The 15,689-nt window shown below is 42.3% G+C and carries 17 protein-coding genes; 2 read left to right on the top strand and 15 right to left on the bottom strand.

The features are described 5' to 3' along the window. Positions 1 to 169: 169 nt before the first annotated feature. The 5 genes from acpP to FFM66_RS02100 all read right to left on the bottom strand — a co-directional run bounded on the left by acpP (position 170) and on the right by FFM66_RS02100 (position 5,897). A complete protein-coding gene (acpP, locus tag FFM66_RS02080; protein ID WP_048603399.1) occupies positions 170 to 412 on the bottom strand; it encodes an acyl carrier protein in 243 nt (80 codons plus the stop codon). 132 nt (positions 413 to 544) lie between these two features. Then, a complete protein-coding gene (gene plsX, locus FFM66_RS02085; RefSeq protein WP_048603398.1) occupies positions 545 to 1,546 on the bottom strand; it encodes a phosphate acyltransferase PlsX in 1,002 nt (333 codons plus the stop codon). Between the two features lie 121 nt (positions 1,547 to 1,667). Continuing rightward, the gene (gene recG / locus FFM66_RS02090) at positions 1,668 to 3,698 is read right to left on the bottom strand and encodes an ATP-dependent DNA helicase RecG (protein WP_137604902.1); all 2,031 of its coding nucleotides are present in this window, start codon (positions 3,696 to 3,698) and stop codon (positions 1,668 to 1,670) included. A 115-nt stretch (positions 3,699 to 3,813) separates the two neighbouring features. Then, positions 3,814 to 5,490 carry a DAK2 domain-containing protein gene (locus FFM66_RS02095; RefSeq protein ID WP_137604903.1) on the bottom strand — a complete coding sequence of 559 codons (1,677 nt, stop codon included), beginning with the start codon at positions 5,488 to 5,490 and terminating at the stop codon, positions 3,814 to 3,816. A 44-nt stretch (positions 5,491 to 5,534) separates the two neighbouring features. Next, complete coding sequence (locus tag FFM66_RS02100) at positions 5,535 to 5,897, bottom strand: Asp23/Gls24 family envelope stress response protein (protein WP_048603340.1); 363 nt, start codon at positions 5,895 to 5,897, stop codon at positions 5,535 to 5,537. A gap of 257 nt (positions 5,898 to 6,154) precedes the next feature. Here FFM66_RS02100 and rpmB point away from each other — a divergent pair, with 257 nt between their 5' ends. Beyond that, on the top strand, positions 6,155 to 6,343 hold the full coding sequence (gene rpmB, locus FFM66_RS02105) for a 50S ribosomal protein L28 (protein WP_048603339.1): 189 nt from the start codon (positions 6,155 to 6,157) through the stop codon (positions 6,341 to 6,343). Positions 6,344 to 6,722: 379 nt separating this feature from the next. After that, positions 6,723 to 9,311: a YfhO family protein gene (locus FFM66_RS02110; RefSeq protein WP_137604904.1), complete on the top strand. Its 2,589-nt coding sequence runs from the start codon at positions 6,723 to 6,725 to the stop codon at positions 9,309 to 9,311. A 39-nt stretch (positions 9,312 to 9,350) separates the two neighbouring features. Here FFM66_RS02110 and truA read toward each other — a convergent pair whose 3' ends face one another. The 10 genes from truA to infA form a co-directional block, all read right to left on the bottom strand. Beyond that, the gene (truA, locus tag FFM66_RS02115) at positions 9,351 to 10,103 is read right to left on the bottom strand and encodes a tRNA pseudouridine(38-40) synthase TruA (protein WP_048603337.1); all 753 of its coding nucleotides are present in this window, start codon (positions 10,101 to 10,103) and stop codon (positions 9,351 to 9,353) included. A gap of 80 nt (positions 10,104 to 10,183) precedes the next feature. Then, on the bottom strand, positions 10,184 to 10,981 hold the full coding sequence (locus FFM66_RS02120; RefSeq protein ID WP_048603336.1) for an energy-coupling factor transporter transmembrane component T family protein: 798 nt from the start codon (positions 10,979 to 10,981) through the stop codon (positions 10,184 to 10,186). Continuing rightward, positions 10,971 to 11,837 (bottom strand): energy-coupling factor ABC transporter ATP-binding protein, encoded by an 867-nt coding sequence (locus tag FFM66_RS02125; RefSeq protein ID WP_048603335.1) that lies wholly within the window; start codon positions 11,835 to 11,837, stop codon positions 10,971 to 10,973. The genes FFM66_RS02120 and FFM66_RS02125 overlap by 11 nt, the downstream gene beginning before the upstream one ends. After that, positions 11,813 to 12,652 (bottom strand): energy-coupling factor ABC transporter ATP-binding protein, encoded by an 840-nt coding sequence (locus FFM66_RS02130; RefSeq protein WP_137604905.1) that lies wholly within the window; start codon positions 12,650 to 12,652, stop codon positions 11,813 to 11,815. Before FFM66_RS02130 ends, FFM66_RS02125 begins: the two co-directional genes overlap by 25 nt. Positions 12,653 to 12,911: 259 nt before the next feature. Then, entirely contained in the window at positions 12,912 to 13,292 is a 381-nt protein-coding gene (gene rplQ, locus FFM66_RS02135; protein WP_048603333.1) for a 50S ribosomal protein L17, read from the bottom strand. Positions 13,293 to 13,372: 80 nt separating this feature from the next. Then, positions 13,373 to 14,311: a DNA-directed RNA polymerase subunit alpha gene (locus FFM66_RS02140; RefSeq protein ID WP_048603332.1), complete on the bottom strand. Its 939-nt coding sequence runs from the start codon at positions 14,309 to 14,311 to the stop codon at positions 13,373 to 13,375. A 79-nt stretch (positions 14,312 to 14,390) separates the two neighbouring features. After that, positions 14,391 to 14,780 (bottom strand): 30S ribosomal protein S11, encoded by a 390-nt coding sequence (gene rpsK, locus FFM66_RS02145; protein ID WP_048603331.1) that lies wholly within the window; start codon positions 14,778 to 14,780, stop codon positions 14,391 to 14,393. A gap of 27 nt (positions 14,781 to 14,807) precedes the next feature. Continuing rightward, a complete protein-coding gene (gene rpsM / locus FFM66_RS02150) occupies positions 14,808 to 15,173 on the bottom strand; it encodes a 30S ribosomal protein S13 (RefSeq protein ID WP_048603330.1) in 366 nt (121 codons plus the stop codon). 18 nt (positions 15,174 to 15,191) lie between these two features. Then, positions 15,192 to 15,308, bottom strand: coding sequence for a 50S ribosomal protein L36 (gene rpmJ, locus FFM66_RS02155; protein WP_002288710.1), 117 nt, complete (start codon positions 15,306 to 15,308; stop codon positions 15,192 to 15,194). A gap of 32 nt (positions 15,309 to 15,340) precedes the next feature. After that, positions 15,341 to 15,559, bottom strand: coding sequence for a translation initiation factor IF-1 (infA, locus tag FFM66_RS02160; RefSeq protein ID WP_002356224.1), 219 nt, complete (start codon positions 15,557 to 15,559; stop codon positions 15,341 to 15,343). Positions 15,560 to 15,689 lie beyond the last annotated feature (130 nt).

Genomic DNA, 15,689 nt, shown 5'->3' on the forward strand with positions numbered 1-15,689 from the left:
CTTAACATTGTGTAATATTTTCTTAATAATTATATAGAATGAAACGGTATATTGCAAGTTTTATTATTTAAAAAGCAGAATTTTCAGAATACTTTCACTATATTTCCACACATGATTTGCGGGTAAAAAAAAACGCGCCTAATCAGAGCGTTCTAATTAGGCGAAATACTTAGGCTAAATGGCTTGCAATGTAGTCAACTGCTCCGCCAACAGTTTGGATTTGTTCAGCATCCTCATCAGAGATTTCGGTACCAAACTCATCTTCTAATTCTAATACAAACTCCATTACACTAATAGAATCCGCGTTCAAGTCATCTTTAATACTCATTTCATCGGTAACTTTATCCGCGTCGACCTCAAAATGATTGGCGATCACGACGGCTACTTTCTTAAATACTTCATCACGTGTCAATTGCATTCACCTCCACGCTTTTGACTAAAGTTGAAAAGTTAGCTAATACAGATTTTACGTCTTTCTGTTGCGTTTGTCTAGACTTTTTTGCAGTTTCATTACAAAAATGTCAGACTAGTTTCGAATAAACATTCATTTTTCGTCATTTTTTTCATAAAATTCAACCAATTGATTCACAACATCCGTTTCCAACATGGTGTGAATTTGGTGGATTGTATAGGCGACCGCTTCTGGTCCGGTAGCTCCGTGGGTCTTGATGACCGGTGCTTTTAAGCCAAACAAAACGGCACCGCCATGTTTGGAATAATCCAGTTCATTTTTTAGTCCCCGTAGTGAATCTTTCAATAAAACGGCACCTAATTTTCCTTTAACGCCGGCAGATAAAATCGATTCTTTTAATAATGCCATTAAATTCAGCGCTGTTCCTTCGATCGATTTCAACACGGCATTGCCGGTAAATCCATCCGTCACCACAACATCGGCTGCGCCGGTCAATAATTCCCGTGCTTCTACATTGCCGATAAAATGGATGCTTGGTTCGTTTTTCAACAAGTCAAAGGCGGCTTTCGTCAGCTCACTGCCTTTGGTTTCTTCCGTTCCATTGTTCAACAAGCCCACTCTCGGCTCTTGGATTCCCCGAACATTTTTTGCATAGAAGGAACCTAAAATACCGTATTGCAGTAAATGTTCTGCTTTGTTTTCTGCATTGGCACCCAGATCTAGCATATCAAAGCCGGTCTCTTTGCCCATCACCGGCAGTGTCGACATCAAGCCGGGGCGTTCCACGCCTTTGATTCGTCCGACGATAAACAGCCCTGCCGCTAATAGCGCGCCTGTGTTGCCGGCAGAAAACACGGCATCCGCTTCTCCTTGTTTCACTGCTTGTGCTGCCAAAACCATCGAAGCATTTTTCTTTCTGCGGATTGCTTTTACTGGTTCATCATCACTGTTGATTTTTTCATCGGTATGGATGATCGTCACATTGGCGTGATCCGTCACGTATTTTGTTATTTCGCTTTCTTTTCCATAAAGTTGAAAGTGGATGTCTGGAAATTCTTTTTTCGCCAGCATGACCCCTTCAACGATTGCTTTAGGGGCATTGTCGCCGCCCATCGCATCAACCGCAATTCTCATCATAGGTATCGTTCCCCGCATTCTTAGGTTAAGTTTTATTTTTTCTCTGCCGATTTTCTGAGCACCAAAAAGCAAAAAAGCGGCGATTTTTTTTCATTCTTTTTTAGTATAGCATATTTTTTTAGTCGAAAAACTGGTTTTCTGCCGCTTGCTTTTCGAGGTAACCTGCCAGTGGTGCATAGTCTGGTAAGACCTGCCAATTCTGCTTTTTCCAAATTTCTTGGGCTTCTTGTCGGGCAACTTCCAAAATCGTTGCATCCGCCACAATATCTCCTGCCATAAATTGAGGCAAGCCGGATTGTCGAAAGCCAAATACTTCTCCGGGGCCTCGCAACTCCAGATCTTTTTCACTCAATAAAAAGCCGTTGTTGGTTTCTGTCATGATTTTCATTCGTTCGACACCCATCTCGTTTTTTGGATCAGCGACCAAAATGCAATAAGAAGCCTGCGCTCCACGACCCACCCGGCCCCGTAATTGGTGTAGTTGGGCCAAACCAAAGCGATCCGCATCCATAATTAGCATGACGGTCGCATTCGGTACATTGACACCGACCTCAATCACGGTTGTAGAAACCAAAATCTGCGTGTCGTTGTTTTTGAAGGTTTCCATGATGGTTTCTTTTTCTTGGTTTTTCATTTTTCCATGAAGCAAATCCACCTGATAGTCCGGGGAAAAATACGCCTGCAAGCGTTCATAGATTTCCACAGCATTTTTGACATCCAAGGATTCAGATTCTTCAATCAGCGGACAGATCACATACATTTGATGCCCCTGCTGCAATTCACGAAAACTCCATTCTAAAACCGAATCCAATTGCGGCGGACGAATCCAGCGAGTCTCGATGGGAACTCGCCCTGCCGGCAATTCATCGATGATCGAAACGTCCATTTCTCCATATGCTGTGATTGCCAACGTTCGGGGAATCGGCGTTGCTGTCATAAACAACACATCAGGATGCAGCCCTTTTTCCCGCAAAACCCGCCGTTGGTTAACGCCAAAACGGTGCTGTTCGTCCGTGATGACTAAACCGAGGTAGGCAAAATTGACCCCTTCTTGGATCAACGCGTGGGTCCCAACAATAATATCAATCTCCCCATTTGCCAATTGTTCCAAAATCACCCGTCGCTCCTTTGCTTTGGTAGAACCTGTCAGCAGGGCTGTACGAATTTCTAGCGGATCAAAAAGTTGATTCAAACTTTCCATATGCTGCTGCGCCAAAATTTCAGTTGGCACCATCAATGCGCCTTGAAATCCAGCCGTTACCGTCGCGTAAAGAGCAATGGCGGCGACCACGGTTTTGCCGCTGCCGACATCCCCTTGCAGCAAGCGCTGCATGTGTCTTGGACTGCGCAAGTCACTGCAAATTTCATTGGTGACTCGTTTTTGGGCATTGGTCAATTCAAAAGGCAGTTTCTGGGTAAATTGCTTTAATCGTTGCACGTCGTATTGAATGGCGATTCCATTGACCTCTGCTTTTTCCTTTTGTTTTAACCCTTGAACCTTCAATTGAAATAAAAAGAATTCTTCAAAGATCACTCGTCGTTTAGCCTGATGGTTTTCTTCGGGATTTTCCGGAAAATGCATCGCAAACATCGCCTGTTTTCGATCGATCAAGCGATATTTTTCCCGCAAAGACAAAGGTAGGTTTTCTTCGATTTCCTCACCAAATTGTGTAAAAGCCTGGCGAATCAATTCGATCAAAGTTCGTTGTTTGATTTTCTTATTCACGTGATAAATCGGCGCAAAATCTCCCTGACTTTGACTGCCAAGGATTTTCATTCCTGTCAACGCTTGGCGTTTGGCATCCCATTTGCCATAAACAGCCAGCTCTTCTCCCATAATCGCTTTGTCCTTCAAATACGGCTGATTGAAAAAAGAAACATTGAACACGCCATGATCCTGCATCATCCGAAACTGCAGCCGGGATTTTTTATAGCCGAAACGGTTGAGTACTGGCGGAGAAACGACAACACCTTTGATGGTCACCTTTTCCTGATCTTGAATCTCCTGCAAGTCCCGTTCTTGAATGTCTTCATACCGAAACGGGTAATAGCTCATTAAATCCTCGACGGTCAAAATTCCCAGTTCCGCCAAATCCTGTGCTCTTTTTTCTCCGACTCCCTTTAAAAACTGAACTGCGGTCGTTACCATCCAACTCCTCCTTCCCGATGCTTTCTCTCTTTGCAAAAAAACAGGATGGTCCATAACTTATAAGTGAAGTTATGGCTCATCCTGTCAGAATCATGTAAAAAACTGCTGATCCGTCTTATTCTGCGGCAAAAAGATAAGGATATACAGGTTGATTTCCCGGATGGATCTCAACTTCCAATTCTTCATGTGCTTCTTGTAATGCGGCGCCTAATTTTTCGGCATCGTCTTGTGTAGCCTCATCACCAAAAATAATCGTAACGATTTCGGTTTCATCTGAAATCATTTGATTCAAAGTAGTCAAAGCAGTCGTTGACTGATCTGGATCAGAAACGACGATCTTACCGTCGATCATTCCCAAAAAGTCTCCTTCTGTAATCGTCACTCCATCGATGGCGGTGTTACGAATCGCATGGGTAACGGAGCCGCTGACAACATTTGCCAAGGCATCGCTCATCGTAGTTTTGTTTTCTTCCAGTGTTGCTTGGTCATTAAAGGACAGCATTGCCGTCATCCCTTGTGGAATCGTACGACTTGGAATTACCGCAACAGGGACCTCTGCGACTTCTGCCGCCTGATCTGCTGCCATAAAGATATTTTTATTATTCGGTAAAATGATAACCTGTTCTGCATTGACTTTATTAATCGCAGTCAAAATATCTTCCGTACTTGGGTTCATCGTTTGACCGCCGCTGATAATATAATTAGCGCCCAGGCTCTTGAACAATTCGCTCACGCCTTCACCGGCTGCGATTGCGATGATTCCATAAGGAACCCGAGGTGCTTCTGCAAATTCTTGAACCTGTTCGTCATGTTCCAAAATCGTTTCGTGTTGTAAACGCATATTATCGACTTTGACTTTGACTAATGAACCAAATTTTTGCCCGTAGTTCATTACTTCGCCGGGATGCTCTGTATGCACGTGGACTTTGATGATTTCATCATCGTTGACGACAAGCAAAGAATCGCCGATTTCATTTAGATAATTACGGAAAGTTTCATAATCAAAAGTACTGTCGACAGTTGGTCCTTCGCCGATATTTACCATGATTTCGGTACAATAACCGAATTTGATGTCTTCTGTTGCTAATTGTCCTTGGACGCTGCGGTGATGCTCGGCATTTACCATTTCATCCATGGCAGCTGGGGAAGGTTCAAATGTTTCATCTGCTTGATACTCTCCTGTCAAAGCAGCCAAAAAGCCTTCATAAATATAAATCAGTCCTTGACCGCCGCTGTCTACTACGCCGACTTCTTTTAAGACCGGCAATAAATCCGGCGTTTTTGCCAAGGCACGTTTGCCTCCGCGTAAAACCGCCGTCATCACTTCGATACAATCATCACTTTCGCTGGCTTTGCGTTCGCCGTATTCCGCCGCCACTCGGGCAACCGTCAAAATCGTTCCCTCAACCGGCTTCATGACAGCTTTATAAGCAGTTTCTACGCCATGACTAAAGGCTTGCGCTAATTCTTGTGGGTTTAATGTCGTGACGTCAGGGATTTGTTTTGAAAATCCGCGAAACAATTGCGACAGGATAACACCGGAATTTCCTCGCGCCCCCATCAATAGTCCTTTAGATAAAACCGTCGCTAAATCGCCGACTTTTTCAGAAGCGGAATCTGCGACCGCTTTGGCACCGCTGGTCATCGATAAATTCATATTCGTTCCAGTATCCCCATCAGGAACCGGGAATACATTCAACGAGTTGACATACTCCGCATTTGCTTGCAGACGATTGGCACCAGCCTGGACCATTTCTTGAAATTGACTCGCGCTGATATTCGTTACTTTCACTGATAATCCTCCTTCGAATCGCTGTAGTTACACAGCATCGCTGCCTAATCAGGCAGTACACGTACACCTTGAACAAACACATTTACTGAATTGGCGGCAACGCCCAGCATTGTTTCAAGATTATATTTGACTTTTTCTTGGACATTTCGCGAAACTTCCGAAATTTTTGTCCCATAGCTTACGATTGTGTAAACATCCACCGCAATGCCGTTTTCTTCTTGACGTACAACGACGCCCCGTGAATAATTTTCTTTTCTTAAAATCTCATTGATGTTATCTTTGATTTGATTTTTGCTTGCCATCCCTACGATACCAAATACATCGGTTGCTGCACCGCCGACGACAGTTGCGATCACTTCATTTGTAATTTCGATAGTTCCTGATGCCGTTTTAATTTTTACAGCCATGATAAGCCTCCTTAACAGGCAATTTTGCCTATTTTCTACTACAATAGTTTATCATAGCTGACCCTTAAATAAAAGAAGGATCTACAGAAACAAAAACAGGCGCACCCTTTCACAACGTTGTATAATTTACATGGTTTGCAGGAAAAAGTCAATGTTTCACAGAAAATAAGCTTGCAAAATTACTGCGTTTATGGTAAATTCGTTTAGTATGAGCCAAATAAGCGCTCCAAGATCAAGGCAAAGGAGGAAATAGTCACATGGCAAAGGTTTGCTACTTTACAGGTCGTAAAACAACAAGTGGAAACAACCGCTCTCACGCAATGAACTCAACAAAGCGTACCGTAAAACCTAATTTACAAAAAGTACGTGTTCTTATTGACGGAAAACCTAAAAAAGTTTGGGTGTCAGCTCGTGCTTTGAAATCAGGAAAAGTTGAGCGCGTTTAATCACACAACTACTCAAACCGTTCGTTCATCGAGCGGTTTTTTGTTTTCTCAAAAATCAAAACAAGGCGGCCTCTTTGAAAAGGATCGCCTTGTTTTTTTCTTAAATTTTCTATGTGCCGCTTCAACAAAAGCGAGGAAATATGTTCTTTTACATCTAATAAAAAACTACATTATTGATAACAAGGTGTCAATACCATAACGATAATTTATCTGATATTGTTTATATTTTACCAAATAAATTAAAAACTAAAAATAACGATGTGAAATAAAACATTAAAAACTTTGGTTATTTTTTAATCAAAGACTTCCTTCTTCTTTTTTCATTGTTTTTGGAACTATGGTAAAATAAAAATCATTATGAAAGAAATTTGGTGGACTTATGTTTTTGACAATCAAACAATTTTGCAAACAACACGCCCGATATATGCTGGCTAGCTTTTTTATCCCACTGGGTATTATGGCCTTCATCTATTTGACGATTGGAATTTTCCCCGGCAGCAGCCGCAGTATTTTAGCCAGTGATGCCTTTTCCCAATTTTCCAATTTCCATGCGAGCTTTCGCAATGCATTACTGGGGAAACAAAGCTTCCTTTACACGTGGAATGCTTCTTTAGGATTGAATTACCTTTCTTTGGTTTCTTATTACCTAGGCGGCCTTTTCACGCCCCTTGTCCTGCTGTTTCCCAATCAATTGATGCCAGATGCCCTATATTTTTTGACCCTGCTGAAAATCGGCAGTGCCGGACTGGCTTTTTGGTTTTATGCTCGACAAACTTTTCATATCGAAAAATGGCAGCACGTGACTCTTGCCGTTTCTTATGCCCTGATGTCTTTTATCACCGCTCATTCTGAAATCATTATGTGGCTGGATGCTTTCGTGTATTTACCTCTTATTATCATGGGTATCGACCGCTTAATCCAACAGCACAAACCGAAGCTGCTGTTTTTCAGCTATCTGCTATTATTTCTCTCCAGCTTTTATATGGGTTTTATGATTGCCATTTTTTCGGCACTGTATTTTTTGGTCCGCTTATTGGACAATTGGCGACAAACAAAAAAAGTGATTGTTCCTTATGGGCTAACGGCTTTGCTGTCAGGCGGCGCTTCCATGATTATCATTTTGCCGGCAATTTTAGATCTGCGGGCAAACGGGGAAGAATTAAGTAAAATCACCACCCTAAAAACCGAAGCAACTGATTTTCTCGATCTTGTCCTAAAAAATCTCGTGGGCGTTTACGATACCACCAAATACGGTTCGATTCCCTTTATTTATGTGGGTTTGCTGCCGTTGGTCCTTTGTCTTTTTTACTTTGTCTCTAAAGCACCCTTGAAACAAAAACTGCTGTATGCCGGCTTTTTTGCCCTGTTGACTGCTAGTTTTTATCTGGTACCTCTGAATTTATTTTGGCACGGTATGCACGCTCCAAATATGTTTTTATTCCGCTATGCCTACCTGTTTTCTTTTCTGGTTATCATGTTGGCAGGTTACGGGTGGGAACGAGTGGATCAAAAATCCAACGGCAAACTACTGGGAGTCATTCTGATTCAAATGGCGTTGTTTTGCTTGGCCTTTGGAATTCGTCCTGCTGGTAGTTATGAATATATCAAATTTTCTTCCTTTGCCGTCAGCATTTTTTTCCTATTGCTCTACTTATTGGCCTTTGGTTTGTACCGACTACGAAGCTATCCTAAGCATTTATTCGTAGTGTTAATTCTGCTTGTAGTAAGTTTTGAAGCCATCGTGAACACCAATGGCATGGTGCGGGGAATTTTGAACGATTGGAATTATGCCTCCCGCAGTTTGTATACCGAACCTTATCCTGCCATCGATGAATTGGTTCAAAAAACCAAATCTGCGGATTTTTCTCGAGTGGAAAATCTTGATCCGGTTTCTTCCAATGACAGCTTTAATTATGGGTACAGCGGTGTCAGCATGTTTTCTTCCATCCGCAACCGCCATTCTTCCAGCTACTTGGATCAGTTGGGCTTTCGTTCACGGGGAACCAATCTAAACATCCGCTACCCCAACAATACGTTGTTGATGGACAGTTTTTTAGGAATCAAATACAATCTCAGCAAAACACCGATTAATAAATACGGCTTTACAGAAACCGCCCGCTCGAAGGATTATCAATTGTACGAAAACGAAAATGCACTGCCTCTGGCTTTTCTAGCGAATCCGGACGCCGCAAAGGTTCCTCAACCGTCAAATGACAATTTGACCAGTCAAACCAATCTAATCAACGGTTTAGCTGATCTGCAACAGACTTATTTTCAATTTTGGCCGCTGACGATTTCAGAAACGGATAACACAACGGTCACCTATGACGGAATGTACACGATTTTTACCGAAGAAAAAGGCAATCTCGCCAAGGAAGTAACATGGAAAGTCGCCGTTCCCGCTCATTCTCAGGCATACCTTAGTTTGTATCCGCAAGATTTTGCACAATTGGAAAGCTCGACAGCCACGATTACTGTCAACGGAGAACAGCGAAAGTCTCAAATCAACATTACGGGGCAATATTACGACCTCGGGTATTACGAACAAGCAACTGAAATTGAATTTACCGCCAGCTTCTATGGCACACAAAAAGTCGGCTTCCAAAATCCACAAGTGGTCACTTTGAACACCGAAGCCTATCAATCCGCCATGGATCAGATCAAGGAACAAGGTGTGAATCTAAATGTCGGCAAACGCTCCGCAGAGGGGCAGGTAACGACGAAAGAAGAACAACTGCTCGTTACGACGATTCCATACGAAAAGGGCTGGCAGGCAACCGTAGACGGCAAAAAAGTCCCTGTCTCCGCCTTTCAAGATGCTTTTGTCAGTTTGACGCTTCCAAAAGGCAAACACACCATTCGCTTGTCCTATTTGCCACAAGGATTTTTACCGGGGGTACTGCTCTTCTTCAGCTGTCTTCTTCTCTTCTTCCTATTTGATTATTTCTACCGCAAACAAAAAAGATAAAAAAATACCGAACAAGCCCTCTGACTTGTTCGGTATTTTTTAGGCTTTTGTTTCATAGCTAACTTTCATTAAGTAGAGCCCTTCTGGATGAGCAGTGGGTCCTGCCAAATCACGATTTTTCGCTTCAATAATTGCTGGAATACTGTCGGCCGGCATCCGACCATTGCCGATTTTCAGCAACGTACCCATCATGATCCGAATCATTTTATACAAAAACCCGTTCCCACGAAAAGTAAACACCAACTCGTCATCTGCTACCTGTTCCACCGTCGCTTCATAAATCGTTCGTACTTTGTCCTCCACTGAACTGCCGCTGGCGCAAAACGATGTAAAATCGTGAGTACCCAAAAAATCTGTCAATGCCCGCCTTATTTTTTCTAAATCTAAAGGATAAGGATAGTAGCTGGCATAATGCCGCAAAAATGGACTACGGGGTTTGCCAATATTCAATCGAAATTGATAGGTTTTTTCCTGTACAAGATAGCGGGCGTGAAACGTGTCATCCACGATTTCCACCGATTTGACCGCAATATCCTCCGGCGATTGGGTATCCAAGGCAAAACGCATTCTTTCTAACGGACGTTCTTGGGGATAATCAAAATGGATGACCTGTCCCACTGCATGGACTCTTGCATCCGTTCTTCCTGAACCATGAACTTCGATAAATTGCCCATTCGCCATTTTTTGTATTGTTTTTTCTAATTCTCCTTGGACTGTCCGGCCAGTTTCCTGTCGTTGAAAGCCATTAAAATTTGTTCCATCGTAAGCAATGATTGCTTTGTAACGCACCACTGAAATTCCCCATTTCCTTCTTTTACTAAAACAAAAAGAAGCAGAAACGCTGCATCGCTGCTTGTTTCTGCCTCACAAAATCAGCTCTTTAAAAAAATCAAGATTGCTGTAACTGCCGCAAAAATCACTACGACCCATGTATCACGGGTATGCCAAGCCAGCTTGCGGTATTTGGTCCGTCCTTCACCGCCAGTATAGCCGCGAGCTTCCATGGCGGTAGCCAGATCCTCCGCCCGATTAAAACTGCTGACAAACAGCGGAATCAGCAAAGGAACCACTGCCTTCATTTTTTGGATCAAACTGCCTTCCCCAAAATCGACCCCGCGAGCTCGTTGTGCGTTCATGATTTTTTCCGTCTCATCCATTAACGTAGGAACGAAACGCAACGCAATTGACAGCATCAATGAAACTTCATGAACCGGAAATCGAACCGCTTTTAACGGTCGCAAAATATATTCGATTGCATCGGATAATTCTAAAGGAGCAGTGGTCAGTGTCAGTAAGGTAGACATGAAAATAATCAAAATAAAACGGCAAAAAATGAAAATCCCATTCATCACGCCAAACTCCGTGATATTAAAAATTCCCCATTGCCAATAAACCGCCCCACCAGTAGTAAACAGGACCTGCAATGCAACGGTAAATAAAATCAGCCAAATCAGCGGCTTGACGCCACGGATAAAGAACTTCAGCGAAACCCCAGACAAAAGAATACTGCCCAAAGTAAAGATACCTAAAAACAAATAGCTTTGCCAATTATTTGCTAAAAAGATAATACCAATAAAATAGAAACTGGCAAGTAATTTTACCCGCGGATCCAGATTGTGAATAATGGAGTCCCCAGGAATATAACGACCAAAAATCAATTTATTCATCATGGGCAATTCCTCCTTGCGCCACGATTTGATTTGCCAATTCATCAGCGGTTATTGGCAACTGCTCAAAGGAAAAGCCCTTTTTCGCTAACTCTAAAGCAAAGGATGTCGCAGTTGGCACACCGATTTTTTTCTCATTTGCCCACTCGACTTCTTGAAAGACCGCTTGCGGTGTTCCGCTTTTAACCAGGTGGCCTTTTTCCAGAATGTACATGAAATCTGCATATTCAGCGACATCATCCATTAAATGAGTTACCAAAATGATGGTCATTTTTTTGTCTCGATGAAGACGATCAAACATTTCCATCATATCCTTGCGGCCTTTAGGGTCCAAGCCGGCTGTTGGTTCGTCTAAAACGAGAACTTCCGGTTCCATTGCCAAAACACCGGCAATCGCCACCCGTCGCATTTGCCCCCCAGATAGATCAAAAGGGGAACGATTCAAATACTGGTCATCTAATCCCACCAAATTCAAATATTCCTTCGCTAAAGCCATCGCTTTTTCTTCCGGTACACCAAAATTCTTTGGTCCAAAGGCAATGTCTTTAGCCACTGTTTCTTCAAACAACTGTGCTTCAGGAAATTGAAAAACAATCCCGACTTTTTTTCGAATGGGTTTCAAATTTTTATTGTCGGTTTCCGGTGTAATGGTGCGTTCACCAATCGTCACTGTTCCATCTGTGGGCTTTAACAAAGCATTCAAATGTTGCAGTAAGGTAGACTTGCCACTGCCGGTATGACCAACAATCGCCGTATAGGTTCCTTCTTTGATAGCTAAATCAATCGCAAACAATGCCCGCTGTTCAAAAGGTGTGTGGGGCTGATAAGTAAAATCTACTTTTTCAAAACGGATGTCCATAACCAGTCCACCATCCTTTCTTCAGTCAAGTACTCACTTGGCACCGTAATGCCCCGTGCTTTCAATGCCGCCTTTAATTTTTCAGGAAAAGGCAAATCCAAGCCCAGTTCGATCAATTTCGGTCCCGCAGAAAAAATCTTCTCCGGTGTTCCTTCATCCACCAATTGTCCCTGACGCATAACCAAGACACGATTGGCATTGGCAGCTTCATCAATATCGTGAGTGATGGATAAAACAGTCAAATTATTTTGTTCCTTGATTTTTTTGATAGTAGCCAATACTTCTTCCCGACCTTCCGGGTCCAGCATGCTGGTGGCCTCATCCAAAATAATGATATCCGGACGCAATGCAACGATACCGGCAATTGCTACCCGTTGTTTTTGTCCACCAGAAAGACGGGCAGGTTCCCGTTTCTTGAATTCCGACATTCTTACCTGTTCTAATGCCTCTTGTACCCGAACCAGCATATCTTCCCGGGGGACGCCCTGATTCTCCATACCAAAGGCAACATCATCTTCCACTGTTGATCCGACAAACTGATTGTCAGGATTCTGAAAGACCATGCCCACCATTTTTCGGATATTCCAAACGTTTTCTTCATTTAATGCCAGCTCACCGACAGAAACGGTTCCTTCTTGAGGTAAAATCAATCCATTGATGGTCTTAGCCAAGGTGGATTTCCCCGAACCATTATGACCAACGATCGCCACCCATTCCCCTTTCTCAATCGAAAAAGAAATGTCATTTAAAGCCGGTTGCGGTTCATCTGGATCATAGCTGAACTTGATATTGTTTAATTCAATAATTGGCTTCATGTTTGCTCCCTATCTCTGTTTTCATTCTTACTAAATCTATCAAAAAAACTTAGAGATTTCAATCATTCTTATCCTTTGTTTTTCTTTTACGCGCCATCAACTGTCAAGACAGTTGATCGAGGGTAAAAAAAAAGCACTTTATGATGAGTGCTTGCACCCCGAAAGAATCGGGATGCAGCGCTGAGCTAGACTCGGAAGTTGCCCTCCAACATCATAACACTCTTAAAAGAACATCTATAAAGTGATGAAAAGTGTGATTTTAAACAAGTTCTAGGATAACCATTGGTGCAGCATCTCCGCGTCTTGGTTCTGTTTTCAAGATACGAGTGTAGCCACCTTGGCGATCTGCATAACGAGGTGCGATATCACTGAACAACTTTTGTAAAGCTGATTCAACGACAACTTCTTCGTTTTCTTCACGAACACTTGCTACTTCGTTACGAACGAAAGCTGCAGCTTGACGACGTGCATGTAGATCTCCGCGTTTTCCTAAAGTGATCATTTTTTCAGTAGTTGAACGAACTTCTTTCGCACGTGCTTCAGTCGTCACGATACGCTCGTTAATGATTAAATCAGTTGTTAAATCACGCAACATCGCTTTACGTTGGCTAGATGTACGTCCTAATTTACGGTAACTCACGTGGGTTTCCCTCCTTCGTTTTCACTCCGTATACAGTTTATCCTTTGAAAAGGGCAAACTAGCATCCTTCGTAAACAATCTTAATCGTCTTTGCGTAAGCCCAAACCAAGATCATGTAATTTTGCCTTCACTTCTTCAAGTGATTTACGGCCCAAGTTACGTACTTTGATCATTTCTGGTTCAGATTTATTTGTCAATTCTTGTACAGTATTAATACCTGCACGTTTTAGACAGTTGTATGAACGAACAGATAAGTCTAATTCTTCGATTGTCATTTCCAACATTTTTTCTTTTTGTGTTTCTTCTTTTTCAATCATGATTTCCGCGTTTTTCGCTTCATCCGTCAGATTCACAAAAATATCCAAATGTTCAGTCATGATTTTCGCAGCTAAACTCATTGCTTCCAATGGTAAAATGGAACCATCTGTCCAAATTTCCATTGTTAGTTTATCGAAATCATCTCGACGACCGACACGAGTGTTTTCTACTTGGTAGTTAACACGGCGAACAGGCGTATAGATTGAATCAACTGGAAGAACACCGATCGGCATGTCTTCTTTTTTGTTTTCATCCGCTTGAACATATCCACGGCCAGGTTTTACAGTTAAACGAGCATGGAATGTCGCACCTTCAGAAACATTGCAGATGTACATATCTTTATTCAAGATTTCTACATCGCTGTCAACAATAATGTCGCCAGCTGTTACATTGGCTGGACCGGTAATATCGATTTCAAGGGTTTTTTCTTCTTGCGTGTACATCTTTAATGCAAGACCTTTAATATTCAAGATAATTTGAGCAACATCTTCTCGCACACCTTTAATGGTTGAGAATTCGTGTAACACACCATCGATTTGAATACTAGTGATCGCTGCACCAGGTAAAGAAGATAACAAAATACGACGTAGGGAATTCCCTAAAGTAGTCCCGTAGCCTCTTTCAAGAGGTTCGACGATGAACTTGCCATAATCTTTTTCTTCATCAATTTTTACGATTCTTGGTTTTTCGAATTCAATCATTCTTATCTTTTACCCCTTTCAAAACGAAAAGTGTCTTGTTCAATGACGTAATTGTAAAACTCAAAATGAGCAGCACTCATTAAACACGACGGCGTTTTGGAGGGCGGCATCCATTATGAGGAACTGGAGTCACGTCACGAATTGCAGTCACTTCTAAACCTGTTGCTTGTAAGGAACGAATTGCTGCTTCACGTCCGGAACCAGGTCCTTTAACTGTTACTTCAACAGTTCTCAATCCGTGTTCCATTGCTACTTTTGTTGCAGTTTCTGCTGCCATTTGAGCGGCAAAAGGTGTTGATTTTTTGCTTCCTTTGAAACCTAATGCACCAGCTGATGACCATGATAAAGCATTCCCATGAGTATCAGTGATCATTACGATTGTATTGTTGAATGTTGAATGGATATGCGCGATACCCGCTTCAATATTCTTTTTCACACGGCGTTTACGACTCACTTTTTTTGCTGCCATGAAGTTTTAACCTCCTTCACTTAGGAATTATTTTTTCTTGCCTGCCACTGTTTTAGACGGGCCTTTACGAGTACGTGCATTGTTCTTTGTGTTTTGTCCGCGAACAGGCAAGCCACGACGATGACGGATGCCACGGTAAGAACCGATTTCCATCAAACGTTTGATGTTCAGGTTGACTTCACGACGAAGGTCACCTTCAACTTTTAATCTATCTACTTCCGCACGGATCGCGTCTGTTTGTTCATTCGTTAAATCACGAACGCGAACTTCTTCAGAAACGCCAGCGTTTGCTAAAATCTTTTGAGCAGTCGTGTTACCAATACCATAGATATAAGTAAGTGAAACGACTACTCGTTTATCACGAGGAATATCTACTCCTGCAATACGAGCCATATTTTGTTACACCTCCGATTATCCTTGACGTTGTTTGTGTTTTGGATTTGCTGGGCAAATCACCATAACGCGCCCTTTACGACGAATTACTTTACAATGTTCGCACATTGGTTTTACTGATGGTCTTACTTTCATGATAATACCTCCTGTGGTTTTACGGAGTACAATTATTTAAAGCGATACGTGATACGGCCACGAGTTAAATCATAGGGAGATAACTCAACGGTTACTTTATCGCCAGGTAAGATACGGATGTAATGCATACGAATTTTACCTGATACGGTAGCAAGAACTTGGTGTCCGTTTTCTAGTTCGACTTTAAACATTGCATTCGGCAAAGTTTCGACGACTGTACCTTCGACTTCAATCATATCTTCTTTTGCCACGCACAGTACCTCCTTGTACTTGTGATTTTCACACGATAAAACGGCGGAAACTGTCTGTTCCCACCTAAGTTTCTCAAAAAATGCTTCTAGGTGAAAGCCTAAAAGTCGGACTGACACATTTTATCATAAT

The sequence above is a fragment of the Enterococcus songbeiensis genome, assembly GCF_005405265.1.
GTDB classification, from domain to species: Bacteria; Bacillota; Bacilli; order Lactobacillales; family Enterococcaceae; genus Enterococcus_C; species Enterococcus_C songbeiensis.